We start from the raw sequence: 23,659 nt of genomic DNA on the forward strand, positions 1-23,659 counted from the left end.
CGGAAATGACATACACTCACTCAGGACTACTTTTGCCAGACGCAGACGGACTTCGCCCCAGAGTGTTGACGTTGTCTGGCAAGCCAACTCAGCCAGGTTTATGCCATGACTGAAGGGATGATGATGAAATTGATGAAGACCTTACCTCTGGCTGGAATGGTGTGCTGCGCGATGGCAACAACAAGCTGTTCCAGCGTGATGTCTCATACCGGTGCGAGTCAGGGCTATTATCCCGGTACCCGTGCCAGCGCCGACATGCTGACTGACGGTGATACCAGCTGGGCGCTGAAGCCACTGGCGCTAATCGATCTTCCTTTCTCTGCCGTGCTGGATACGCTGCTGCTGCCGTGGGACTACTACCGTAGCGATAAAGACAAATCTCTCGACTCCCCACGTGAACGTATCCTGCAGAGCGAAAGGCTGGCGCATACTAACGAAAGCCTGGCACTGGCGCAGCCTATGCCACCTATGCGGTCACAGCCGCAACCGTAAAGAGCTGTTGCCAGCCATTCACCTCACGCATAAAAGCAATCTGTGACCCGTCAGGTGACCAGACCACCGCATCGCCTGATGGCGCGTCTTCCGTTCTGCGGGTCAGGCGCTGACACGCGCCGCTCTCAACGTCACATCGCATCACGCTGTTATCGCAGATAAAGGCAATTGACTGGCCGTCAGGATGCCAGCTAAAGGCGGACTGAATGCTATGGCTGAGTTCGGTAATCTGACGCGGTTCGCCGCCGTTGGGAGAGACCGTCCAGAGCTGGATCACCGCACCGGCATCCGCCATCAGAAATGCGATCTGGCTGCCATCGGGCGCAGTACGCAGCCAGTGGCGCGGTTGCAGCGCCACGCCACGACTGTGCGTCAGACGACGCTGCTGCACGCCAGCCGGTGGTGCCGGTAACTGTGTGCTGGTGCCCTCCAGCGGCCTCTCTCCGGCGCGAGCGTAATCTTCCAGTTCGTCAGGCAGATCAACGATGAAGACTTCAGGACGCTTCTCACCCTGCGCCGTCAGCGTGTCGCCAATAAAAGCGATGGCCCAGCGCTGCCAGCGACCGTCCGGTTTCTGATAGCCACGCTCACCGACCCAGCACTCCTCATAAGCACGATTGATCTGGTCACTGCCCGGCTGCGGTGCCGCATGCGTCCTGCTCACCAGCAGGCAAAAATACGTGCCGTCATACTCGCGCGGATGCTGTTTAACCAGCGTCACCGCGCGCAGCGGCACCGCGATACCAACGTTGCGCAGATCGAGACGGCTATCCCGCTCATGCATGACATGGTCATTGTAGGTAAAGCTGAGGCGTGAACCGTCGGGGCTGAAGACATGCACATGCGAGCCGCCACGCAGCGCGCCAGGGGTAAAGGGGGGTGTGATATCGCAGGCATCCAGATTCACCGCCGCGCCGTTCTCAACAATCACACCGCGCCGGTGGTGGAAGTCATACTGCCAGCTGGCATCGGGATGTTCCGGGCCATGAATGCAGACGTAGCGCGGGGGCAGATCGGGGCTGACCGTCACGACGCCGACATGCGCACCGTCCCGGGCCTGATAGAGCACCTCAATGTCACCGGTCAGCACATTGACCCGCTCAATGGTCTGGCTGGTAAAGGAGGCACCTGACGGACGGACGTCAAACGCCAGCCACTGGCTGTCGGCCGTCCAGACATTGATATTGGTGAGCTGATGCTGGCGGGCAGCAAAGGTGATCTGTTTTTCTGACATGATGAAACCCACGGAGAAAGCGTTGCCCGACAAATTACGCGATTCCGTTTTGCGGTGCAGCTTTTTTGGCGGGTTAAGGAAGCCGGGCCGCAGCGGCCCGGCAGAGAACGGGGGTGTTACAGTACTAACTCTTCAATGGCATGGGCGACGCCATCTTCCATATTGGTTCGGGTAATGAACTGTGCGATTTTTTTAACGGAATCAATGGCATTACCCATGGCGACACCCGTACCAGCGTATTCAATCATCGCCAGGTCATTCTCCTGATCGCCAATCGCCATCACTTCTTCCTGCTTCAGGCCGAGCTTCTCAGCCAGCATTCTGACGCCCTGGCCTTTGTTCACCCGACGATCGAGAATCTCAAGGTAATACGGCGCGCTCTTCAGAATGGTGTAAGTCTGATGAGCCTTTTCCGGCAGGCGGGCAATTGCTGCGTCGAGCAGGGCAGGCCGGTCAATCATCATCAGTTTCGGGAAGCGCATAGCGCGATCCATCTCTTCCACAGCGCGATAGCGCACCGGAATGCCGGTCAGACTCGCTTCATGGATGGTGTATTCGCTGATGTCTTTGTTCGGCGTGTAGAGATGAGATTTATCAAACGCCTGGAAATGGACGCCAAGCTCACGCGCCAGACTCTCAACGTAGAGATAGTCGTCAAAGGTCAGCGTCACTTCTGCCACACACTCACCATCTGCCGCCTGATGAACCAGCGCACCGTTGTTGCTGATCGCGTACTGGCCGGGTGCCTGCATATCCAGCTCCATCAGATAGCGCTGGATACCCACAAACGGCCGGCCCGTGGTCAGCACAATCGATACTCCCTGCTGACGGGCGCGATCGAGGGCAGATTTCACCCCCGGCGTGATCTCATGTTGCGGGTTGAGCAGGGTGCCATCCATGTCGATAGCGATCAATTTAATAGCCATAGAGTCCTCGTAGCGTCTGGGTTTTCTTCAATGCTAGCGCGATTCAGCGCACATTGACCAGTTTCCTGGCAGGCGAGAATGGCCGGCTGACCGCCAGATTCAGGCGGTGAAGAGATCGCGGTGGATTTTAATCACGGCTTTTCGGATTGGTGCGGGCTCTCCAGGCGCGCAGCAGGGGCGATGAATATCGTGCGGGAAAAAGAGCGCGAACATGCCGGGCAGCAGTGTAATCACCGACTCATTTGAAATCGTCTGATAAAACACGACGTCGCGCTGCCCGGCAAAATCTTCGGTAATTTTCTGGTCGGCATGGGCGCGGGCTACGCCAATATTCTCAATGCCTGCCAGCAGATACTGAATATCGATGTAGTTAAAGTGGGACTCTGCACGACGCGCGCTGGCGGGTTCAGTCATCATCTCCTGCACCAGACAGAACATTTTGTTGTCAGGCAGGATTTCATATTTGCCGGTGTCCAGCTGGCTGAAATCGGTTCCCGCAATCCAGCTTATCGCCTGATCGATGACCGGATGAAAGGCGTGGCGTTCTCTGTTCCAGTCGTGACGATCGCAAACAATCATGGTGTAACTCCCTGTAAAAATGCGTGCGCCGGAATAGCGCAAAGAGAGGCAAGAGTAAGGGAGCTGACCGGGTTAAAACGTGATCGGGGTCGCAGCATGTGGGCAGCAGGACCCGGCTCGCCAGGTTTTCGCCCATACGGCACAAAAAAAAGGCCATCACCTTAGTGATGGCCTGTTATGTCCGCTACCGATTAAATATCGATATTGGCCGCTTTCAGCGCATTCTCTTCGATGAAGGCGCGGCGCGGTTCGACCGCATCGCCCATCAGGGTCGTGAACAGCTGATCAGCACCAATCGCATCTTTAATAGTCACGCGCAGCATACGACGGCTGTCTGGATCCATGGTGGTTTCCCACAGCTGATCCGGGTTCATCTCGCCCAGACCTTTATAGCGCTGGACTGACAGGCCGCGACGCGACTCTTTCACCAGCCACTCAATCGCCTGTTCAAAGCTGGCCACCGGCTGACGACGCTCACCACGTTCAATGTAAGCATCTTCTTCCAGCAGACCACGCAGTTTGCCACCCAGAGCACAGATTTTACGGTACTCAGGTCCCTGAATAAACTCGGCTTCCAGCGGATAGTCGGTATCCACACCGTGGGTGCGGACGCGCAGCACCGGCTCGAACAGGTTCAGTTCGCGGTTTTCACGCACCTGTGCCAGATAAGTACTGCCGTGCGCTTCACGTTCAGTCAGATAGCTTACCAGGCCGTTCAGCCAGCTAGTGACCTCAGCTTCGTTGCTCAGGTCGCCGAGCGTGTCGTGATAAATCATCGCACGCAGCATGGCCATCGGATAACGGCGTTCCATACGCTTGATCATCTTCTGGGTGCTGTTGAAGTCAGAGACCAGCGTTTCCAGCGGCTCACCGCCCAGCGCAGGCGCGCTGGCATTGGTGTGCAGCGTTGCACCATCAAGGGCGATAGCGATCTGGTATTGGTCCATCGCCTCGTCATCTTTGATGTACTGCTCCTGCTTGCCTTTTTTCACTTTGTAGAGCGGCGGCTGGGCGATGTAAACGTGTCCGCGCTCAATGATTTCAGGCATCTGGCGATAGAAGAAGGTCAGCAGCAGGGTACGGATGTGTGAACCATCGACGTCGGCATCGGTCATGATGATGATGCTGTGATAGCGCAGCTTGTCCGGGTTGTACTCATCGCGACCAATACCGCAACCCAGTGCGGTGATCAGCGTGGCCACTTCCTGCGAGGCGAGCATCTTGTCGAAACGCGCTTTCTCAACGTTAAGGATCTTACCTTTCAGCGGCAGAATCGCCTGGTTCTTACGGTTACGGCCCTGTTTAGCCGAGCCGCCTGCGGAGTCACCCTCCACCAGGTAGATTTCAGAGAGCGCCGGGTCGCGCTCCTGACAATCCGCCAGTTTGCCTGGCAGACCGGCCAGATCCAGCGCGCCTTTACGGCGGGTCATTTCACGGGCGCGGCGTGCTGCTTCACGAGCACGGGCGGCATCGATAATTTTGCCCACGACGATTTTGGCGTCTGACGGGTTTTCCAGCAGGTATTCGGCCAGCAGTTCATTCATCTGCTGCTCAACCGCCGATTTCACCTCTGACGAGACCAGCTTATCTTTAGTCTGTGAGGAGAATTTTGGATCCGGGACTTTCACCGAAACCACGGCGATCAGACCTTCACGCGCATCATCACCAGTGGCGCTGACTTTGGCTTTCTTGCTGTAACCCTCTTTATCCATGTAGGCATTCAGGGTACGCGTCATCGCCGCACGGAAACCGGCAAGGTGGGTACCGCCATCGCGCTGCGGAATGTTGTTGGTAAAGCAGTAAATATTTTCCTGGAAGCCGTCGTTCCACTGCAGTGCTACTTCCACGCCAATGCCATCTTTCTCGGTAGAGAAATAGAACACGGTAGGGTGAATCGGGGTTTTGTTTTTGTTGAGGTACTCAACAAACGCCTTGATGCCGCCTTCGTAATGGAAGTGATCGGTTTTGCCATCACGCTTGTCTTCCAGACGAATCGACACACCCGAGTTCAGGAACGACAGTTCGCGCAGGCGTTTTGCCAGGATGTCATACTCGAAATCGCGCACGTTGGTAAAGGTTTCATAGCTTGGCCAGAAACGTACGCGGGTACCGGTGATATCGGTATCACCAGTGACCGCCAGCGGTGCCTCAGGTACGCCATGGACGTAAATCTGCTGATGCACTTTGCCTTCACGACGAATGGTCAGCTCCAGCTTCTGCGACAGGGCGTTAACGACAGAGACGCCCACGCCGTGCAGGCCGCCGGAGACTTTATAGGAGTTATCATCGAACTTACCGCCCGCATGCAGCACGGTCATGATCACTTCAGCAGCGGAAACGCCCTCTTCTTCGTGAATACCGGTAGGAATGCCGCGTCCATCATCCTGCACCGAGACGGAGTTATCCGCATGGATAGTGACTACGATGTCACTACAGTGACCAGCGAGCGCTTCGTCGATTGCGTTATCCACGACCTCGAATACCATGTGATGCAGACCGGTACCGTCATCGGTATCGCCGATATACATGCCCGGGCGTTTGCGTACCGCATCAAGTCCTTTCAGGACTTTAATACTTGAGGAGTCATAAGAATTCGACATCAACGTTTCTCGCTCATTTTAATCTTCAGGTTGAACCGCTATTTTACCCTGTTCCACGCGGAACATCTTGCCCTTTTCGTCGGTCATGTCGATTACATGTCCGGCAGAAATGGCGCTGACAAAGACCTGAGCCTGAGTGGCTTTTAACCGGTCCGCCAGCAGGCGTCGGCGACTCTCATCCAGCTCAGAAGCAAAGTCATCAATGAGGTAAATACAGCGGCGTCCGCTCTGGCTTGTCAGGAACTCGCCCTGTGCCAGACGCAATGCACACATCAGCAGTTTTAACTGCCCGCGTGAGAGTAAATCTTCGACCGGCGTCCCTTCAGCGCGAATACGAAAATCGGCTTTATGGGGACCGCTGGCGGTATAGGTCAGTGCGCGGTCGCGCTCAAAATTACGTTCCAGTAGTTCGGCGTAGTCGCTCTCTTTGTCCCAGCCACGCTGGAAGGAGAAGCGCAGCTCAAACTCCGGCAGAAACTGGGCACAGGTGGCAGTGATCTCTGCTGAAATCGCCGCACTGTATTCCGCCCGCCACTGGCTGATCTGTTCCGCCAGCGGAACCAGCTCCTGATCCCAGGGACGAATCTGGCTGTAACGTGAAACCTGGCGCAGCGCCGCGTTCCGCTGCTTAAGTAGCCGACGCATGTTGTTCCAGGCGTTAAAGAAGCCGGGCGTATTATGGAAACAGCCCCAGTCGACATAGGCTCTGCGGTATTTGGGGCCGCCATTCAATAAACTAAAGCCTTCCGGCGTAATCAACTGCATCGGCAGCAGCTGCGCCAGCTCGGCGACCTTATGACCATCGCTGCCGTCAATGCGCACTTTGCTGTCACCGGCCCGGTTTTTGGTCAGCCCGACGGAGATTTCCCGCTCTTTGCTTTCCAGACGGCCGTGCAGCACAAACGCCGCCTCGTCGTGGCGGATCACACGGCCTGCCTGCAGACTGCGAAACGATCGGCCATGCCCTAGCGTATGGATCGCCTCTAAAACGCTGGTTTTCCCGCTGCCGTTGACGCCGACCAGGAAATTAAAGCCGGGTGCCAGCTGCAGGTCAGCCTGCTCGATATTACGAAAATCTTTGATAAGAAGGCGGGTTAAAGCCATGAATCAATCCAGCGTGAAGGGCAATAGTCGGGATGAAATGGTAAAAATTCAGGACTTACCTTTAACAATCCAGGGCGTCGACAGCGAAGCAGGTTTGCCCGACATCTTCGTCCCCAGGCCGTCGGCGTCGCAGCTACGTTGCGTCCCGCCAGCGCACAGCCACCGGAGCGTACTGAAGTACGTGAGGATGGCGAGCACTGCCGGGGCGCAACGTAGCAAGTAAGCCAGGCCGATATATCCTATAAGCGCATGGGCATGACGACGTAGGCCGCTGCGGGACTCGCCACATCCTCAATCTGCACGCTCGACACCGAATCCGTCAGCAGCAGGCGGACGTTTTCGCACTTCAGCGCGTTCAGCACATCCAGTACGTAACTGACGTTGAAGCCAATCTCCAGCTCGGTGCCGTTGTAGCTGACGTCCAGCATCTCTTCCGCTTCTTCCTGTTCAGGATTATTAGCGGTGATCTTCAGCTGATTTTCAGTGATATAGAGGCGAACGCCGCGGAACTTCTCATTCGAGAGGATCGCCGCACGGGCAAAGGCCTGTTTGAGCAGATCGCAGCCCGCTTCCAGCACTTTGTCAGGATTCTTCGGCAATACGCGGCGATAATCGGGAAAACGACCATCAACCAGCTTAGAGGTGAAGATATAGTCACCGACATGCGCCCGGATGTTGCTGCCGCCAATCTGAACCTGCAGCGGATTTTCGCCGCCATCCAGCAGGCGCAGCAGCTCAATGACGCCCTTACGCGGCACAATTACCGAGTGACTCGGCAGCGCCTGACCAATCGGCATCGAGCAAACGGCCAGACGGTGACCATCAGTGGCCACGGTGCGCAGCTCTTCCCCTTCGGTTTCAAACATCATGCCGTTGAGGTAGTACCGCACATCCTGATGCGCCATCGAGAACTGAGTCGCTTCGATCAACCGTTTCAGCGTTGCCTGCGGCAGGGTGAATTCAACTTCACTCTGCCAGTCGTCCAGATTCGGGAAGTCACTGGCGGGCAGGGTCGACAACGAAAAACGGCTGCGGCCAGAGCGAACCAGCATGCGATCGCCTTCCAGCGCCAGCGTAATTTCTGCGCCATCGGGCAATCCGCGACAGATATCGAGGAATTTGCGCGCTGGCACGGTGGTAGAGCCAGGCTCATGCGCCTGCGTCAGCGCTACGCGCGCGACCATCTCCATTTCCAGATCGGTCCCGGTCAGCAACAGCGACCCTTCCGTTACCTGCAGCAGCAGGTTTCCAAGGATCGGCAGTGTCGGACGACCGCCCAGCGGGCCACTTACTTGCTGCAGCGGCTTCAGCAGCTGCTCACGTTCAACAATAAATTTCATAGCGTCAGGAAGATAATGTTCTGATGAGATTAGAGAAATCTTCTTTGATATCGTGGCTCTCTTCACGCAGCTGCTCAATCTTGCGGCAGGCATGAAGCACCGTTGTGTGGTCGCGACCCCCAAAAGCATCGCCAATTTCTGGCAAGCTATGGTTCGTCAACTCTTTCGCCATCGCCATCGCCATCTGGCGCGGACGCGCTACCGAGCGCGAACGGCGCTTGGAAAGCAGATCCGCCACCTTAATCTTGTAGTACTCAGCCACGGTCTTCTGAATATTATCGATGGTGACCAGCTTTTCCTGCAGCGCCAGCAGATCGCGCAGCGCTTCGCGCACGAAGTCGATGGTGATTGCCCGGCCGGTAAAGTTGGCATTAGCGATCACGCGATTCAGCGCGCCTTCCAGCTCACGCACGTTAGAGCGTAAACGCTTGGCAATAAAGAAGGCGACTTCACCGGGCAGACGGATGTCATTTTCATCCGCTTTTTTCATCAGGATCGCCACGCGCGTTTCCAGCTCAGGCGGCTCGATCGCCACTGTTAAACCCCAGCCGAAACGTGATTTAAGACGATCTTCCACTCCGTTGATCTCTTTCGGATAGCGATCCGAAGTGAGGATGATCTGCTGATTGCCCTCTAATAAGGCATTAAAGGTATGGAAGAACTCTTCCTGCGATCGCTCTTTATTCGCAAAGAACTGAATATCATCGATCAGCAACGCGTCGACAGAACGGTAATAGCGTTTGAACTCTTCAATCGCATTGTTCTGCAGCGCTTTAACCATATCCTGTACAAAACGTTCGGAGTGCATGTAAACCACTTTTGCATTGGGTTTACGGGCAATGATGCCGTTGCCGACTGCGTGCAGCAGGTGCGTTTTACCGAGACCGGTGCCGCCATACAGAAACAGCGGGTTGTAAGCGCCGCCTGGATTATCCGCCACCTGACGTGCCGCCGCGCGCGCCAGCTGGTTGGATTTACCTTCGACGAAGTTATCGAAGTTATGACGGTTATTCACATTCGAGCGATAGGTGACGTCGGCCGGTGCCGGGACATTATCCCAGCTGGGACGCACGATCTGCGCCGGTGCCGGACGAACATGGCTCTGCACAGGCATGACGGGTGCGCTGACGCTGGCCATGACTGGCTGGCTGACCGCGGCCGCCTGCTGCTGAACCGGGCGCGTGCCGACTTCAAAACGCAGCGCGGGCACGTTCGGGCCACAGAATTCATTCAGCAGCGCATTGATACTATTGAGGTATTTATCCCGGACCCAGTCGAGTACGAAGCGATTTGGAGCATACAAGGCAAGCGTATTGTCGTTTAACTCAGCCTGCAGTGGACGGATCCACATGCTGAATTCGGTGGCAGGAAGCTCATCCTGCAAACGGGCAAGACACTGTTGCCAAAGCGTAAGTGACACGGCGGACTCCACTCGTACAAATTCGATAAGAATAGTAGGCGTTACTCTAAGAAACGTTCATTTTTGACACAGACGCTAAGAAAGCGCCTGCGACCGCTATCAGCGGTTTCCCGTCCTGCAATCATAGGAGGATCGTCAGCGGAAGGGCGGATCATAGCGCAAAGCGAGGCAGAGATCTTCCCTTTCTACACAGTTTTGATCCTTTTTATCCACAGGCCTGAGACGCGCAAAGAAGTTTACGCCAGTTGCGGGAAAAACCAGCAGGGATCTTGTGCAATGCGCTAAATTTTAGGGCGACATCTCATTTTATCCCCAGGATCCGCCAGGCCGATCGCAATAAGATCCCGTGCGATCCTTGCGCTTTAGTGCGGACCCCGTATAATTCTCCACCCGACATTGTACCCTCAGGCGCAAAGTCGGGACTCAGCGGGCTGTAAGCGGGTTTTCAGGTACCGTTGCACGCGAAGTAAATTGACTCGGGACTGTACAATTATTACAATCCCGCCTCTTTATTAAAGACACATTGAGGCGTAGGTCGATTTACTGGCCCGAAACGCGTCACCCAGTGAAAATTTTCAAGTTTAGGTAGAAACCGCCATGAAACGCACTTTTCAACCGTCCGTACTGAAGCGCAACCGTTCACACGGTTTCCGTGCTCGTATGGCAACAAAAAATGGTCGTCAGGTTCTGGCACGTCGTCGTGCTAAAGGCCGTTCTCGTCTGACCGTTTCTAAGTAATAAAGCAAGCCCTGATGGGTAAGCTCGCATTTCCCAGGGAGTTACGTTTGTTAACTCCCACTCATTTCACTTTCGTCTTCCAGCAGCCACAACGGGCTGGCACGCCGCAAATCACTATTCTCGGCCGCCTTAACGCGCTGGGGCATCCCCGCATCGGTCTCACCGTCGCTAAAAAACATGTGAAACGCGCTCATGAACGCAACCGGATCAAGCGATTGACCCGCGAAAGCTTTCGTCTGCGTCAACATGAACTGCCGTCGATGGACTTCGTGGTGGTTGCGAAGAAGGGGGTTGCCGATCTGGATAACCGTATGCTGGCGGAAGCGTTGGAGAAATTATGGCGTCGTCACTGTCGCCTGGCGCGCGGCTCCTGATCGTCCTGATACGCGTCTATCAACGCGGTATCAGTCCATTACTGGGACCACACTGTCGGTTTCACCCGACCTGCTCTCATTACGGAATTGAGGCGTTACGCAGGTTTGGCCTGATAAAAGGCAGTTGGTTGACATTAAAACGCGTATTAAAATGCCACCCCTTGAACCCGGGTGGTGACGATCCTGTGCCGCCAAAAACCTTTGATACCAGAGAACATTAACGATGGATTCGCAACGCAATCTCTTTCTCATCGCTTTTCTGTTCGTGACCTTTATGGTCTGGCAAGCCTGGCAGACGGACCACGCTCCGCAGCCACAGCAGACGCAGACCACACAGGGCACCAACAGCGTAGCGGGTGATGCCGCCAGTCAGGGTGTACCGGCCAGCGGTCAGGGCCAGACGATCACCGTTAAGACTGATGTCCTGTCATTGAATATCAATACCCGCGGCGGTGATGTTGAACAGGCACAACTGCTGACGTTCCCGGACAAACTGGGTTCAGACCAGCCGTTCCAGCTGCTTGAAACCACGCCCGCGTTCCTTTATCAGGCTCAGAGTGGTTTAACCGGTCGTAATGGCCCGGATAACCCGAACAACGGCGCGCGTCCGCTGTTCACCACTGCACAGGATCACTTCGAGATGGCTGATGGCCAGTCCGAACTGCGTGTGCCGATGACCTATACCGCTGAAAATGGCGTGGTTTACACCAAAACCTTCATCTTCAAGCGTGGCGAATATGCTGTTAATGTCGATTATCATGTCAACAACACCACCCAGCAGCCGCTGGAAGTGTCACTGTTTGGCCAGCTGAAGCAGACAATTGATCTGCCTAAGCATCGTGATACCGGCAGCAACAACTTTGCTCTGCACACCTTCCGTGGCGCGGCCTACTCCACCAGCGAGTCGAAATATGAGAAGTATAAATTCGACACCATCGCGGACAACGAGAACCTGAACGCGACGACCAGCAATGGCTGGGTTGCGATGCTGCAGCAGTACTTTGCGACGGCATGGGTTCCGCGTACTGAAGGCACCAACACCTTTTACACCAGCAACCTGGGTAACGGCGTGGCAGCGATTGGCTATAAATCTGCACCGGTCACCATCGCCGCAGGCGCTCAGCAGAATCTGGGTGCAACGCTGTGGGTCGGCCCGGAAATTCAGGACAAGATGGCCGCGATTGCGCCGCACCTTGATCTGACCGTAGATTACGGCTGGTTGTGGTTTATCTCTCAGCCGCTGTTCAAACTGCTGAAATTTATCAACAGCTTCATCGGTAACTGGGGCTTCTCCATTATCGTGATCACCTTCATCGTGCGTGGCATCATGTACCCGCTGACTAAAGCGCAGTACACCTCGATGGCTAAGATGCGCATGCTGCAGCCGAAGATTCAGGCGATGCGTGAGCGGCTGGGTGATGACAAGCAGAAACAGAGCCAGGAGATGATGGCGCTGTATAAAGCAGAGAAAGTGAATCCGCTGGGTGGCTGTCTGCCGCTGGTGATTCAGATGCCAATCTTCCTGGCGCTCTACTATATGCTGTCAGGCTCGGTTGAACTGCGTCATGCGCCATTCATTTTGTGGATCCATGACCTGTCAGCGCAGGACCCGTACTACATCCTGCCGATTCTGATGGGTATCACCATGTTCTTCATTCAGAAGATGTCACCGACCACCGTGACCGATCCGATGCAGCAGAAGATCATGACTTACATGCCGGTGATCTTCACCGTGTTCTTCCTGTGGTTCCCGTCAGGTCTGGTGCTGTACTACATCGTCAGCAACCTGGTCACCATTCTCCAGCAGCAGCTGATTTATCGCGGCCTGGAAAAACGTGGTCTGCATAGCCGCGACAAGAAGAAAGCGTAAGCGATCCTGCGCGGGAGTCATCCCGCCCTAAAATAGTCTATTCTCAGGCGGTCAAAGCGACCGCCTGTGTTTTTTGTAGCGAGAGAAAATTTATGAGCCACAGCGATACCATTGTTGCCCAGGCAACACCGCCCGGACGCGGCGGCGTCGGCATTCTGCGCGTCTCTGGCGCGCAGGCGGCAGAGGTCGCCCGCCAGCTGCTGGGTAAACTGCCTAAGCCGCGATACGCCGATTACCTGCCGTTCACGGACAGCGACGGCAGCGTGCTGGATCAGGGCATTGCGCTGTGGTTTCCTGGCCCAAATTCCTTTACCGGTGAAGATGTTCTTGAGCTGCAGGGCCACGGCGGCCCGGTTATCCTCGACCTGCTGCTGAAGCGCATCGTGGCGCTGCCGGGTGTGCGTATCGCGCAGCCGGGTGAGTTTTCAGAGCGTGCGTTCCTGAATGACAAGCTCGATCTGGCGCAGGCCGAAGCGATTGCCGACCTGATTGATGCCAGCTCTGAGCAGGCGGCGCGTTCGGCTGTGAACTCGCTGCAGGGCGCGTTCTCCATCCGGGTCAATCATCTTGTGGAAGCACTCACTCACCTGCGCATCTATGTCGAAGCCGCTATCGACTTTCCGGATGAGGAGATCGACTTCCTCTCTGACGGCCGAATCGAAGCGCAGTTGAATACGGTGATTGGGGACCTGGATGCGGTCCGTGCCGAAGCGCGTCAGGGCAGCCTGGTGCGTGAAGGGATGAAAGTGGTGATTGCGGGCCGGCCTAATGCGGGCAAATCGAGCCTGCTGAATGCGCTGGCGGGCCGTGAAGCTGCGATCGTAACGGACATTGCGGGCACCACCCGTGACGTACTGCGTGAACATATTCATATAGATGGCATGCCGCTGCATATCATCGACACCGCGGGTCTGCGTGAGGCCAGCGACGAAGTCGAACGCATCGGGATTGAGCGTGCCTGGCAGGAGATTGAACAGGCGGATCGCGTGCTGTTTATGGTGGATGGCACCACCACCGATGCCACCGAAGCGGCGGCTATCTGGCCCGATTTTGTCTCCCGTCTGCCGCCGGAGCTGCCGATTACCGTGGTTCGCAACAAGGCGGATGTCACCGGTGAGCCTCTCGGCCTGACAGAAGTAAACGGTCACTCACTGATTCGCCTGTCGGCACGCACCAGCGAGGGCATTGATGCACTGCGGGATCACCTGAAGCAGAGCATGGGCTTCGCGGGCAATATGGAAGGCGGCTTCCTGGCGCGTCGCCGTCATCTGCAGGCGCTGGAGTTAGCGGCCACACACTTACAGCAGGGGAAAGCGCAGCTGCTCGGTGCCCGGGCTGGTGAGTTACTGGCGGAGGAGTTGCGTGTTGCTCAGCAGGCGTTAAGCGAGATCACCGGCGAGTTCACCTCTGACGATTTGCTGGGCCGTATCTTCTCCAGCTTCTGTATCGGTAAATAGCTTTATGGGCCTGGCGGCAACGCGCTGTCAGGCCTGATTTCCCGCCTCGCTGCCTCCCCTGGTATTCCTGCCGCTGCGTTGATTCTTGCTGATATGTTATTTTGCGGCGGCACCGCGTTGTCGTATAACGGTAGACGCGCCGATCTGACGTGCGGCTATGATCGCGGTAAGTGAACCCCGCCTCATCAAGCCGTGTCGGACCGGGCGCAAACCCACGACGTGAACACCGTCAGGCGAACTTTTTGCCTGAAAAAGGAGAGTTGCATGAGTACACCGCTCGACACTGCCGCACTGGATACCCTGTTTAATGACGCCCGCACCCACAGTTACTGGCAGGATAAGCCGGTCGATAACGCTCTGCTGGAACAGCTTTATACCTTAACGGCGCTGGGTCCAACCTCGGCGAACTGCCTGCCTGCACGTTTTGTTTTCATCACCTCGGCGGAAGGAAAAGAGAAGCTGAAACCGGCCCTCTCGTCCGGCAATCTGGACAAAACCATGAGCGCACCGGTCACGGTGATCGTGGCCTGGGACCGTGAGTTCTATGAGCAGCTGCCTGCGCTGTTCCCGCATGCGGATGCGCGCAGCTGGTTCACCGGCAGCCCGGAAGCGGCGAAAGAGACTGCTTTCCGTAACAGCAGCCTGCAGGCGGGTTACCTGATTCTGGCGGCCCGTTCGCTGGGGCTGGATGCCGGTCCGATGTCCGGTTTTGATCCGGCCAAAGTCAATGACGCCTTTTTCCCCGACGGTCAGTATCAGGTTAACCTGCTGATTAACCTCGGTTACGGTGAGGCGTCAAAACTGCATCCGCGCCTGCCGCGCCTGAGCTTTGAGCAGGCAAGCCGCTTCGCCTGATGCGGCCAGCGTCGCGATTCTGATCGCGGCGCGTAACGCTGCTCCATTCCCGCCAGCCTGCGCTGCCTGATCATCCTATTCTGAATTTAACCCAATCAGCGCTGTTGCCGGGTGCATTAAGGTAAGAAAATTCCTACAATGCCTCTGATGATTATCTGACCATTTTCACGGAGCGACAGATGGCTGGTCATTTTGTACGCTGGACGGGCGATCCCGGCTTTCCGGCTAAACAGATGTGTATTCCCCAGGCGATTACCGACACGGCCCAGCAGTTTGCTGACAAACGCCGTGGGCGATTCCTTGCCGCGCGTACCCTGCTGGCGCAGCTGATGCTGCGAATTTATGGTATCCATGAGCTGCCACGTCTGATCGTTCAGAGCAACGGACGCCCCGTGTTTGCTGACAGCGATCTGCCCGATTTCAGCATTGCCTATGCGGGCAATACAGTGGGGGTATTGCTGGCTGAAGAGGGTGGACGTGCCGGTCTGGATATGGAGATTGTGCATGCGCGGAGCCGTCAGACTCAGGAGCAGCTGATTCAGGGATTAACGTCGGGCGAAATTGCCTGGATTAATGCCCAGCAGGATGCGATGGAAGCGGTGACGCAAATCTGGACGTTGCGCCAGAGCATTCTCAAGCTGACAGGAGAAGGCGATTGGGGACTGGATTCGCTGCGCCTGTTGCCGGGTGCCGGTCGGCTGCGATCGTCACTCTATCCCGACATTCAGGTGGTGTGTGATGCGGAACCCATGCTGGTCTGGTCGTGTGCGCTGTCGTCTGCGACCCAGCGGCTGTACCTGTGGGAGATGGATAACGCTTTTGAATGGCGTGCATTACGCGAAATCGAGATGGGTAAACCCAACATCGGGCCTCATGCCCTTCGGCTGACCAGTCTGCCCCGCGAGCGCAATCTGCATCCTGAAATGTAAAAAGCCGCAACCGGTGGGTTGCGGCTCTGAGTGCGCTTAGTGCGCGTCGATAAAGACAATCTTCAGCACAAACAGCAGCGCAACAATCACCACGCAGGGGCTGATCTCACGCCAGCGGCCGGTGCCGAGTTTCATGACACAGTAAGCAATGAACCCCAGCGCAATCCCCTCGGTGATGGAAAAGCTGAACGGCATCATGGCGGCGGTGACAAATGCCGGAACGGATTCGGTTAAATCATCCCAGCGCACCCGCGCCAGGCTGGCTGTCATTAATACACCCACGTAAATCAGCGCGCCCGCGGCGGCATAAGATGGCACCATGGCGGCCAGCGGTGACAGGAAGGTCACCAGCAGGAACAGCAGGCCGGAGACTACAGCCATCAGGCCGGTGCGGCCACCAATCGCCACGCCTGAGGTGCTCTCGATATAGGCGGTCACCGATGACGTGCCTGCCAGCGCGCCGCTCACGGAACTGATGCTGTCGACATAAAGCGCCTGCTGCATCCGCGGGAAGGTGCCGGTTTCATCGGTCAGTCCCGCTTTGTCGGTGACGCCAATCAGCGTGCCGGACGAGTCGAACAGATTGACCAGCATAAAGGAGAAGATGACGCCCGCCATGCCAATGTTAAACGCGCCTTTGATATCGACCTGACCGACCACCGAAGTAATCGAAGGCGGCGCTGAAAACAGACCAACAAACTTCACGTCGCCCAGCATCCAGCCAATAGCGGTGGTGATCACCATCGAGATCAGCACCGCCGCGTGGATATTACGTGATGCCAGAATGGCGATAATAAAGAAGCCCAGTGCGCCCAGCAGCACGCTGTGCGAGGTCAGATTACCCACCGCCACCAGGGTATCGGGATTTGGCACGATAATACCGGCATTCTTCAGCCCCATCATGGCGATAAACAGACCGATACCGGCGGTAATGCCAACGCGCAGGCTCAGCGGGATATTGGCAATCATCCAGTAGCGAACCCGCAGCAGGGTCAGGATCAGCAGGCCGACCGCACCCCAGAAGATCGCGCCCATACCGACCTGCCACGAATAACCCATCGCCCCGACGACGACAAAGGCGAAGAAGGCGTTCAGCCCCATTGCAGGGGCCAGCGCTACCGGCAGATTGGCAAACAGTCCCATCAGAATGCTGCCGAAGGCGGCAATCAGACAGGTGGTCACAAACACCGCCTGGGTATCCATACCGGCGACGCCGAGGATCTGCGGGTTGACGAAGACGATATAGACCATCGTCAGAAAGGTGGTGATACCCGCGATCACTTCAGTGCGCACCGTGGTGCCATGTTCCTGCAGCCTGAAGATGCGCTGCAAAACGCCTTGCTTGCTCATGCCATCCATCCAGAAGAAAAAATCATCGGCGCGTATCCTGGCGATTTTACCGGGGCAATACAATGATTTTTCGCAACCGATTGCCAGTCTCGCAATCTGCGCTGAGTGCGGTAGAGTGTGGAGCACACCCCTGAATCGAAGGATAGAGTCTGATGTCAGTAGAATGCGTCTTTTTTGATTGCGATGGCACGCTGGTGGACAGTGAGTTGCTCTGCACCCAGGCCTACGTCAACACTTTTGCCCGTTATGGTCTGGCGCTGTCGCTGCAGCAGATGTTTGAAAAGTATAAGGGCGTCAAACTCTACGACATCATTCGTGACGTGGGCGACGCGCATCAGGTGTCGCTGCCGATGGAAGAGGTGGAGACCGCCTATCGCGCGGAGGTCGCGCGACTGTTTGATCTGCAACTGAAACCGATCTCAGGCGCAAAAGCGCTGGTTGAGCAGATCAAAGTGCCGATGTGCGTGGTCTCAAACGGGACGGTAAAAAAGATGCAGCACTCGCTGGGCTTAACCGGCATGCTGCCGCTGTTTGCCGAACACCTCTATAGCGGTTATGACATTCTGCACTGGAAGCCCGATCCGGAGCTGATGTATCACGCGGCGGAACAGATGCAGGTGCCGATTGAGCGCTGCATTCTGGTGGATGACTCCGAAGCGGGCGCCCGCGCCGGTATTGCCGCCGGGATCCCCGTCTACTACTACTGTGCTGATCCGCACAACCCTGAACTGGACCATCCGCTGGTGACGCGCTTCGACGACATGGCGCAGCTACCTGCGTTGTGGCGCGCCCGTGGCTGGGATCTGGTGTAGCGTGGACCAGGTATGACGCATACCGTCTGGTTTTTAACCCTGCCTGGCGTCATGGTGCTGGATCTGACCGGTCCGGCCGAGACGCTGAAGCTGGCAGGCGATCGCTTTTCGCTGCGCTACATTGGCCCGCAGCCGGAGGTGGTCTGCTCCACCGGTATGACTATTGGCAGCATCGAACCCTTGCCGGAGCAGTTGCCCGCCGGGAGCCTGCTGGTGGTGCCGGGCGTCTATGACTCGCAGATCTGTTATGCCACACCGCAGGCTGCAGAAGCACGCGACTGGCTGATGCGGCAGCACGCCGCGCTGCGCGCGCAGACCTTTATGCTGGTCTGCGTCTGCTCGGGTGCGTTGCTGGCAGCGCAGGCGGGTATGCTCGATGACGTGCCCTGCACCACCCATCATGATGTCATTGCCCGTCTGAAAGCGGCCGCCCCGCGTGCACGGGTGCAGGAGAACCGGGTATTTGTCGGGCATGAGAATATCTGGACCAGCGCGGGCATCACGGCGGGGATCGACCTGGCGCTGCATCTGGTGAATCAGCTCTGCGATACGCCTGCCGCGCTGGCCGTGGCAAGGGAAATGGTGGTCTGGTTCCGCCGCGCCGGTGACGACCCACAGCTTTCACCCTGGCTGCGTTACCGCAACCACCTGCATCCGGCCATTCATCGGGCGCAGGATCTGATGATTGCCCATCCTGAACACGGCTGGACGCTGACCGAGCTGGCCGGGCGCGTCCACGTCAGCAGCCGTCATCTGGCGCGGCTGTTTCGTCAGCATCTGGGGATCAGCGTGCGGGAATACCATGAGCAGCTGCGGGTTGGCGTGGCGCGCCAGCGTCAGCAGCAGGGTGAATCCGCTGAGAAAGCGGCGCTGGCGGCGGGGTTTTCATCGGCGCGCCAGCTGCGACGCGCCCGCCAGCGGGAAAACGATCAGCTGACGAAGTGACGGGTATCGACGCGTTTCAGCGCCATCCCCAGCAGCAGACTGCCGCCCAGCGTCAGCCCGAACACCCAGGGCAGATCGAGCCACGGACGCGACATATCATCGTAGTGATGCGTGCGCAGATAGTGAATAAACAGCGCATGAAAGCCGTAGATTGGCAGTGAATAGCGTGCAATCACGGTAAAACCGGGCAGGGTGCGCTCATTCAGGCTGTTTTTAAATACGATGAGCAGGCTGATCGCCGCGATAAACACCAGCGGTCCGCAGTAGAGATACCAGGTATCGTTAAACGCCCCGTTGACGATCAGCGCCTTTTTCGTCCCCAGCGTAATGCCAATCACACAGGCGATAAACAGCCCGAAAGCCAGCGGCGTCAGGCCGCGCCGGGTCGTGTCCATGGTGCCGATCGCCCGTCCCAGCAGGGCATAGAGCAGGTAGTAAATGCTGTCACCGCTGACATAGAGGTTAACCGGCAGAAAATGGAACGGACCCAGCGACTGGCTGACCGTATTGGGGTTGGCGAGTACCGCCAGCACCAGCACCAGCAGCGTCACATAGCGTGCCTGCACGGTTTTTACCTGGATCAGCGGCGACATCAGATAGATGCCAATCAGCGCAAAGAAGAACCACAGGTGATAGAACACGGGCTTCTGCAGCATCTTCAGGATCGAACGTCCTTCACTGATCGGCGTCAGCCAGGTGATATAGACCAGCGAGACCGCGCTGTAGAACAGCAGACAGAGCACCAGCCGGAGCATATGACGCGGCTGGGCGCTACGTTCGCCGAAAAACAGATAGCCGGAGATCATAAAGAACAGCGGAACACAGACGCGTGATGCCGAGTTCAGCAGATTCGCCACATCCCAGGTGGTGCCGGTTACCGCCATCGGCCCGGTGATATACCAGGTGGTGGTGTGAATCACGATCACCATCAGGCAGGCAACCGCGCGTAAATTGTCGATCCAGTAAATCTTCTGCTGCGGCATGGCGTCCTCTTGCGCATAGCTCCGTGCGCAAAAGGGTAGTCAAATGCGACCAGAGCAACAACTGCCGCCAGCAGGATTCGGAGCCATCTGTATGCCAGCGCCCGGCATCACTGCGAAAACGCGCCGGTAGCGCCTGGGATTTACGGCTGCACATCGCGCGGTCAAAGGGTATACTGTCGGCCTCTTTTTTTAATCTAACCGAAGCGCGTGCACACTCAACATGCAAAAGTTTGATACCAAAACCTTTCAGGGGCTGATCCTGACCTTGCAGGATTACTGGGCGCGTCAGGGCTGCACCATTGTCCAACCGCTGGACATGGAAGTGGGCGCTGGCACTTCACACCCGATGACCTGCCTGCGCGCACTCGGCCCGGAGCCGATCGCCGCCGCTTATGTGCAGCCATCCCGCCGTCCTACCGATGGCCGCTACGGTGAAAACCCGAACCGTCTGCAGCACTATTACCAGTTTCAGGTCATCATCAAACCGTCACCGGACAACATTCAGGAGCTCTATCTCGGTTCGCTGAAAGAGCTGGGTATGGATCCGACGGTACATGACATTCGCTTTGTGGAAGATAACTGGGAAAACCCGACGCTGGGTGCCTGGGGACTCGGCTGGGAAGTGTGGCTCAACGGCATGGAAGTGACGCAGTTTACCTACTTCCAGCAGGTTGGCGGCCTGGAGTGTAAGCCGGTGACCGGTGAGATCACCTACGGCCTGGAGCGTCTGGCGATGTATATCCAGGGCGTCGACAGCGTTTACGATCTGGTCTGGAGCGATGGCCCGCTGGGCAAAACCACCTACGGCGACGTGTTCCATCAGAACGAAGTGGAGCAATCCACCTATAACTTCGAATACGCCGACGTCGACTTCCTCTTTACCTGCTTCGAGCAGTACGAGAAAGAGGCGCAGCATCTACTGGCGCTGGAAAAACCGCTGCCACTGCCCGCCTACGAACGCATTCTGAAAGCGGCGCACAGCTTCAACCTGCTGGATGCCCGCAAAGCGATCTCGGTAACGGAGCGTCAGCGCTATATCCTGCGCATTCGCACCCTGACTAAAGCCGTGGCTGAAGCTTACTACGCCTCTCGCGAGGCAATGGGCTTCCCGATGTGCAATAACAAAAAGTAAGAGGCAGCCATGACTGAACAAACCTTCCTGGTGGAGATCGGCACCGAAGAGCTGCCACCAAAAGCCCTGCGCAGCCTGGCAGAAGCCTTTGCCGCGCAGGTCACCGCTGAACTGGATGCCGCTAACCTAAGCCATGGCGAGGTCAGCTGGTTTGCTGCACCGCGTCGTCTGGCGCTGAAAGTCGCGAACCTGAGCGCCGCACAACCCGATCGGGAAGTGGAGAAGCGCGGTCCTGCGGTCGCTGCGGCATTTGATGCTGACGGCAACGCCACCAAAGCCGCCGAAGGCTGGGCGCGGGGTAACGGCATTACTGTTGATCAGGCGGAACGCCTCGCCACCGATAAAGGCGAATGGCTGGTCTATCGCGCCCAGGTGAAAGGCGAAGCGGCCCAGGCGCTGCTGCCCGCGATGATTGCGACTGCACTCAGCAAGCTGCCGGTGCCAAAACTGATGCGCTGGGGCGACAGCGATGTACAGTTCGTTCGTCCGGTGCACACCGTGACGATGCTGCTGGGCGATGAGCTGATCCCTGGCACCATTCTGGGCATCGCCTCAGACCGGATTATCCGTGGTCACCGCTTTATGGGTGAAAGCGAAATCACGCTCGAAAGTGCCGATCACTATCCTGATGTGCTGGAAAAACGCGGCCAGGTCATTGCTGACTATCAGGTCCGCAAAGCGATGATCAAAGCCGATGCAGAAGCGGCCGCACGCCGCTTAGGCGGCAACGCCGATATCAGCGACAGCCTGCTGGAAGAGGTAACGTCGCTGGTGGAGTGGCCGGTGGTTCTGACCGCAACCTTTGAAGAGAAATTCCTCAAGGTGCCTGCGGAAGCGCTGGTCTACACCATGAAAGGCGATCAGAAATATTTCCCGGTGTATGACAATGACGGCAACCTGATGCCGAACTTCATTTTCGTCACTAACATCGAATCCAGCGATCCGCGCCAGATTATCGCGGGCAACGAAAAAGTGGTGCGTCCACGCCTGGCCGATGCGGAGTTCTTCTTTAATACCGACCGCAAAAAGCGTCTGGAAGATAATCTGCCGCGTCTGGAGACGGTGCTGTTCCAGAAAGAGCTGGGCACGCTGCGCGATAAAACCGATCGCATTCAGGCCCTGGCGGGCTGGATTGCCGGTGAGATTGGTGCCGATGTGAATCACGCCACCCGCGCGGGCCTGCTGTCGAAGTGTGACCTGATGACCAACATGGTCTTCGAGTTCACCGACACCCAGGGCGTGATGGGCATGCATTACGCGCGTCACGACGGCGAAGCCGAAGATGTGGCGGTTGCGCTGAACGAGCAGTATCAGCCGCGCTTTGCCGGTGACGATCTGCCATCCAGCCCGGTCGCCTGTGCGCTGGCGATTGCCGATAAAATGGATACCCTGGCCGGTATTTTCGGCATTGGTCAGCATCCAAAAGGCGACAAAGATCCGTTCGCACTGCGTCGTGCAGCGCTGGGCGTACTGCGTATCATCGTTGAGAAAAACCTGCCGCTCGACCTGCAGACGCTGACTGAAGAAGCGGTGCGTCTGTATGGCAGCAAGCTGAGCAATGCCCGCGTGGTGGATGATGTGATCGACTTTATGCTGGGTCGCTTCCGCACCTGGTATCAGGAAGAGGGTCACAGCATCGATACGCTGCAGGCGGTTCTGGCGCGTCGTCCGACCCGTCCGGCTGACTTTGATGCTCGTATGAAAGCAGTGTCGCACTTCCGTACGCTGGAAGCAGCTGCAGCGCTGGCCGCGGCGAACAAGCGCGTCTCTAACATCCTGGCGAAATCGACTGAAACGCTGAATGAGAGCGTGCAGGCGTCGCTACTGAAAGAGAACGAAGAGATCCAGCTGGCGACGTTTGTCACCGCGCTGAGCAGCAAGCTGCAGCCTTACTTTGCTGAAGGCCGCTATCAGGATGCGCTGGTCGAACTGGCCCAGCTGCGTACCGCGGTAGACAATTTCTTCGATAAAGTGATGGTGAACGCCGACGACCAGGCGGTACGGGTCAATCGCCTGACGCTGCTGTCAAAACTGCGTGAGCTGTTCCTGCAGGTCGCGGATATCTCGCTGCTGCAGTAATCCTCTTAGCGTAGTGCGAATAAGGGACGAGCAATCGTCCCTTTTTTTATGGGATTTTTCAGGGTCGGGATGGCCACCTGATAGCGTGTTTATTCAAAGCACCTGCCGTAATGCTCAGCTCTGGCTAACGACTGCAGATGAAGTGGGTTGCCTGCGTTTCAGTTGTGCTGAAGATCTCTGAATTCCTCACTTCCACAGAGAGGAAACTGCCGTGATGATCTTCTGCCAGGACTGAGAATCACAAATTACCGCAGGCGGACAATAATCGCCTTCATGCTCTCTTTTAATACGCAAATGAATGCGCAAAAGTGCTTAAAAAGCCTTTAAAGTCATCCTGCTGCGTTAAAGAGTACTTTTTTATCAGCATCATGCCAGTTTTTTCTCATTAAATATCATTGGTTTGTTTGTATTCTTAAACCGGTTGCCGTGTTGCGCCCTTT

Annotated in this window: 21 protein-coding genes; 12 read left to right on the forward strand and 9 right to left on the reverse strand. The window is 56.8% G+C overall.

Features of this window, described 5'->3' with window-relative positions; all coding sequences use genetic code 11:
• Window positions 1-123: 123 nt before the first annotated feature.
• Window positions 124-492 carry a YceK/YidQ family lipoprotein gene (locus F3I44_RS17725; RefSeq protein WP_304621879.1) on the forward strand — a complete coding sequence of 123 codons (369 nt, stop codon included), beginning with the start codon at window positions 124-126 and terminating at the stop codon, window positions 490-492.
• On the opposite strand, the gene F3I44_RS17730 is transcribed toward F3I44_RS17725, so the two are convergent.
• The 7 genes from F3I44_RS17730 to dnaA all read right to left on the reverse strand — a co-directional run bounded on the left by F3I44_RS17730 (window position 467) and on the right by dnaA (window position 9,695).
• Entirely contained in the window at window positions 467-1,726 is a 1,260-nt protein-coding gene (locus F3I44_RS17730) for a DUF3748 domain-containing protein (RefSeq protein ID WP_150014522.1), read from the reverse strand. The two genes, F3I44_RS17725 and F3I44_RS17730, sit on opposite strands and share 26 nt — an antisense overlap.
• Window positions 1,727-1,842: 116 nt before the next feature.
• Window positions 1,843-2,652, reverse strand: coding sequence for a sugar-phosphatase (yidA, locus tag F3I44_RS17735; RefSeq protein ID WP_150014524.1), 810 nt, complete (start codon window positions 2,650-2,652; stop codon window positions 1,843-1,845).
• 99 nt (window positions 2,653-2,751) lie between these two features.
• Entirely contained in the window at window positions 2,752-3,231 is a 480-nt protein-coding gene (locus F3I44_RS17740) for a YhcH/YjgK/YiaL family protein (protein WP_150014526.1), read from the reverse strand.
• A 191-nt stretch (window positions 3,232-3,422) separates the two neighbouring features.
• Window positions 3,423-5,831: a DNA topoisomerase (ATP-hydrolyzing) subunit B gene (gene gyrB / locus F3I44_RS17745; RefSeq protein ID WP_150014528.1), complete on the reverse strand. Its 2,409-nt coding sequence runs from the start codon at window positions 5,829-5,831 to the stop codon at window positions 3,423-3,425.
• A gap of 18 nt (window positions 5,832-5,849) precedes the next feature.
• On the reverse strand, window positions 5,850-6,935 hold the full coding sequence (gene recF, locus F3I44_RS17750; RefSeq protein WP_013359603.1) for a DNA replication/repair protein RecF: 1,086 nt from the start codon (window positions 6,933-6,935) through the stop codon (window positions 5,850-5,852).
• Between the two features lie 239 nt (window positions 6,936-7,174).
• A complete protein-coding gene (gene dnaN, locus F3I44_RS17755) occupies window positions 7,175-8,275 on the reverse strand; it encodes a DNA polymerase III subunit beta (RefSeq protein ID WP_150014530.1) in 1,101 nt (366 codons plus the stop codon).
• A gap of 4 nt (window positions 8,276-8,279) precedes the next feature.
• A complete protein-coding gene (dnaA, locus tag F3I44_RS17760; protein WP_150014532.1) occupies window positions 8,280-9,695 on the reverse strand; it encodes a chromosomal replication initiator protein DnaA in 1,416 nt (471 codons plus the stop codon).
• A gap of 597 nt (window positions 9,696-10,292) precedes the next feature.
• On the opposite strand from dnaA, the gene rpmH reads away from it, so the two are divergent.
• The 7 genes from rpmH (at window position 10,293) to F3I44_RS17800 (ending at window position 15,918) form a co-directional block, all read left to right on the forward strand.
• Window positions 10,293-10,433, forward strand: a complete 141-nt coding sequence (gene rpmH, locus F3I44_RS17770; RefSeq protein ID WP_003849659.1) for a 50S ribosomal protein L34 — start codon at window positions 10,293-10,295, stop codon at window positions 10,431-10,433.
• A gap of 14 nt (window positions 10,434-10,447) precedes the next feature.
• Window positions 10,448-10,807, forward strand: a complete 360-nt coding sequence (rnpA, locus tag F3I44_RS17775; protein ID WP_008926396.1) for a ribonuclease P protein component — start codon at window positions 10,448-10,450, stop codon at window positions 10,805-10,807.
• A complete protein-coding gene (gene yidD / locus F3I44_RS17780; RefSeq protein ID WP_008926397.1) occupies window positions 10,771-11,028 on the forward strand; it encodes a membrane protein insertion efficiency factor YidD in 258 nt (85 codons plus the stop codon). The genes rnpA and yidD overlap by 37 nt, the downstream gene beginning before the upstream one ends.
• Before the next feature lie 2 nt (window positions 11,029-11,030).
• Window positions 11,031-12,677 carry a membrane protein insertase YidC gene (gene yidC, locus F3I44_RS17785; RefSeq protein ID WP_150014536.1) on the forward strand — a complete coding sequence of 549 codons (1,647 nt, stop codon included), beginning with the start codon at window positions 11,031-11,033 and terminating at the stop codon, window positions 12,675-12,677.
• A gap of 92 nt (window positions 12,678-12,769) precedes the next feature.
• A complete protein-coding gene (mnmE, locus tag F3I44_RS17790) occupies window positions 12,770-14,134 on the forward strand; it encodes a tRNA uridine-5-carboxymethylaminomethyl(34) synthesis GTPase MnmE (protein WP_150014538.1) in 1,365 nt (454 codons plus the stop codon).
• A gap of 264 nt (window positions 14,135-14,398) precedes the next feature.
• Window positions 14,399-14,989 carry a malonic semialdehyde reductase gene (locus F3I44_RS17795; RefSeq protein WP_150014540.1) on the forward strand — a complete coding sequence of 197 codons (591 nt, stop codon included), beginning with the start codon at window positions 14,399-14,401 and terminating at the stop codon, window positions 14,987-14,989.
• A gap of 179 nt (window positions 14,990-15,168) precedes the next feature.
• On the forward strand, window positions 15,169-15,918 hold the full coding sequence (locus F3I44_RS17800) for a 4'-phosphopantetheinyl transferase superfamily protein (protein WP_150014542.1): 750 nt from the start codon (window positions 15,169-15,171) through the stop codon (window positions 15,916-15,918).
• Between the two features lie 36 nt (window positions 15,919-15,954).
• Here the strand turns inward: F3I44_RS17800 and F3I44_RS17805 are convergent, their stop codons facing one another.
• Window positions 15,955-17,268, reverse strand: a complete 1,314-nt coding sequence (locus F3I44_RS17805; protein ID WP_150014544.1) for an NCS2 family permease — start codon at window positions 17,266-17,268, stop codon at window positions 15,955-15,957.
• A gap of 152 nt (window positions 17,269-17,420) precedes the next feature.
• Here F3I44_RS17805 and yieH point away from each other — a divergent pair, with 152 nt between their 5' ends.
• A complete protein-coding gene (gene yieH, locus F3I44_RS17815) occupies window positions 17,421-18,080 on the forward strand; it encodes a 6-phosphogluconate phosphatase (RefSeq protein ID WP_150014546.1) in 660 nt (219 codons plus the stop codon).
• A 12-nt stretch (window positions 18,081-18,092) separates the two neighbouring features.
• Window positions 18,093-19,025: a GlxA family transcriptional regulator gene (locus tag F3I44_RS17820; RefSeq protein ID WP_150014548.1), complete on the forward strand. Its 933-nt coding sequence runs from the start codon at window positions 18,093-18,095 to the stop codon at window positions 19,023-19,025.
• Here the strand turns inward: F3I44_RS17820 and F3I44_RS17825 are convergent.
• On the reverse strand, window positions 19,010-20,008 hold the full coding sequence (locus F3I44_RS17825; protein ID WP_150014550.1) for an acyltransferase: 999 nt from the start codon (window positions 20,006-20,008) through the stop codon (window positions 19,010-19,012). The genes F3I44_RS17820 and F3I44_RS17825 overlap by 16 nt on opposite strands.
• A 220-nt stretch (window positions 20,009-20,228) precedes the next feature.
• On the opposite strand from F3I44_RS17825, the gene glyQ reads away from it, so the two are divergent.
• Window positions 20,229-21,140, forward strand: a complete 912-nt coding sequence (glyQ, locus tag F3I44_RS17830) for a glycine--tRNA ligase subunit alpha (protein ID WP_003849680.1) — start codon at window positions 20,229-20,231, stop codon at window positions 21,138-21,140.
• A 9-nt stretch (window positions 21,141-21,149) separates the two neighbouring features.
• Complete coding sequence (gene glyS, locus F3I44_RS17835) at window positions 21,150-23,219, forward strand: glycine--tRNA ligase subunit beta (protein WP_150019501.1); 2,070 nt, start codon at window positions 21,150-21,152, stop codon at window positions 23,217-23,219.
• Window positions 23,220-23,659: the final 440 nt, after the last annotated feature.

The sequence above is a fragment of the Pantoea sp. F_5 genome (assembly GCF_008631595.1).
GTDB lineage: Bacteria > Pseudomonadota > Gammaproteobacteria > Enterobacterales > Enterobacteriaceae > Pantoea > Pantoea gossypiicola.

What these genes read in the sequence shown, in the direction of transcription:
- gyrB (WP_150014528.1), bottom strand. Translation starts at nt 5,831, where the DNA reads ATGTCGAATTCTTATGACTCCTCAAGTATTAAAGTCCTGAAAGGACTT.
- glyQ (WP_003849680.1), top strand. Translation starts at nt 20,229, where the DNA reads ATGCAAAAGTTTGATACCAAAACCTTTCAGGGGCTGATCCTGACCTTG.
- F3I44_RS17740 (WP_150014526.1), bottom strand. Translation starts at nt 3,231, where the DNA reads ATGATTGTTTGCGATCGTCACGACTGGAACAGAGAACGCCACGCCTTT.
- F3I44_RS17795 (WP_150014540.1), top strand. Translation starts at nt 14,399, where the DNA reads ATGAGTACACCGCTCGACACTGCCGCACTGGATACCCTGTTTAATGAC.
- yidA (WP_150014524.1), bottom strand. Translation starts at nt 2,652, where the DNA reads ATGGCTATTAAATTGATCGCTATCGACATGGATGGCACCCTGCTCAAC.
- recF (WP_013359603.1), bottom strand. Translation starts at nt 6,935, where the DNA reads ATGGCTTTAACCCGCCTTCTTATCAAAGATTTTCGTAATATCGAGCAG.
- dnaN (WP_150014530.1), bottom strand. Translation starts at nt 8,275, where the DNA reads ATGAAATTTATTGTTGAACGTGAGCAGCTGCTGAAGCCGCTGCAGCAA.
- yidD (WP_008926397.1), top strand. Translation starts at nt 10,771, where the DNA reads ATGGCGTCGTCACTGTCGCCTGGCGCGCGGCTCCTGATCGTCCTGATA.
- rpmH (WP_003849659.1), top strand. Translation starts at nt 10,293, where the DNA reads ATGAAACGCACTTTTCAACCGTCCGTACTGAAGCGCAACCGTTCACAC.
- glyS (WP_150019501.1), top strand. Translation starts at nt 21,150, where the DNA reads ATGACTGAACAAACCTTCCTGGTGGAGATCGGCACCGAAGAGCTGCCA.
- yidC (WP_150014536.1), top strand. Translation starts at nt 11,031, where the DNA reads ATGGATTCGCAACGCAATCTCTTTCTCATCGCTTTTCTGTTCGTGACC.
- rnpA (WP_008926396.1), top strand. Translation starts at nt 10,448, where the DNA reads ATGGGTAAGCTCGCATTTCCCAGGGAGTTACGTTTGTTAACTCCCACT.
- F3I44_RS17800 (WP_150014542.1), top strand. Translation starts at nt 15,169, where the DNA reads ATGGCTGGTCATTTTGTACGCTGGACGGGCGATCCCGGCTTTCCGGCT.
- F3I44_RS17825 (WP_150014550.1), bottom strand. Translation starts at nt 20,008, where the DNA reads ATGCCGCAGCAGAAGATTTACTGGATCGACAATTTACGCGCGGTTGCC.
- mnmE (WP_150014538.1), top strand. Translation starts at nt 12,770, where the DNA reads ATGAGCCACAGCGATACCATTGTTGCCCAGGCAACACCGCCCGGACGC.
- F3I44_RS17730 (WP_150014522.1), bottom strand. Translation starts at nt 1,726, where the DNA reads ATGTCAGAAAAACAGATCACCTTTGCTGCCCGCCAGCATCAGCTCACC.
- yieH (WP_150014546.1), top strand. Translation starts at nt 17,421, where the DNA reads ATGTCAGTAGAATGCGTCTTTTTTGATTGCGATGGCACGCTGGTGGAC.
- F3I44_RS17805 (WP_150014544.1), bottom strand. Translation starts at nt 17,268, where the DNA reads ATGAGCAAGCAAGGCGTTTTGCAGCGCATCTTCAGGCTGCAGGAACAT.
- F3I44_RS17725 (WP_304621879.1), top strand. Translation starts at nt 124, where the DNA reads ATGAAATTGATGAAGACCTTACCTCTGGCTGGAATGGTGTGCTGCGCG.
- F3I44_RS17820 (WP_150014548.1), top strand. Translation starts at nt 18,093, where the DNA reads ATGACGCATACCGTCTGGTTTTTAACCCTGCCTGGCGTCATGGTGCTG.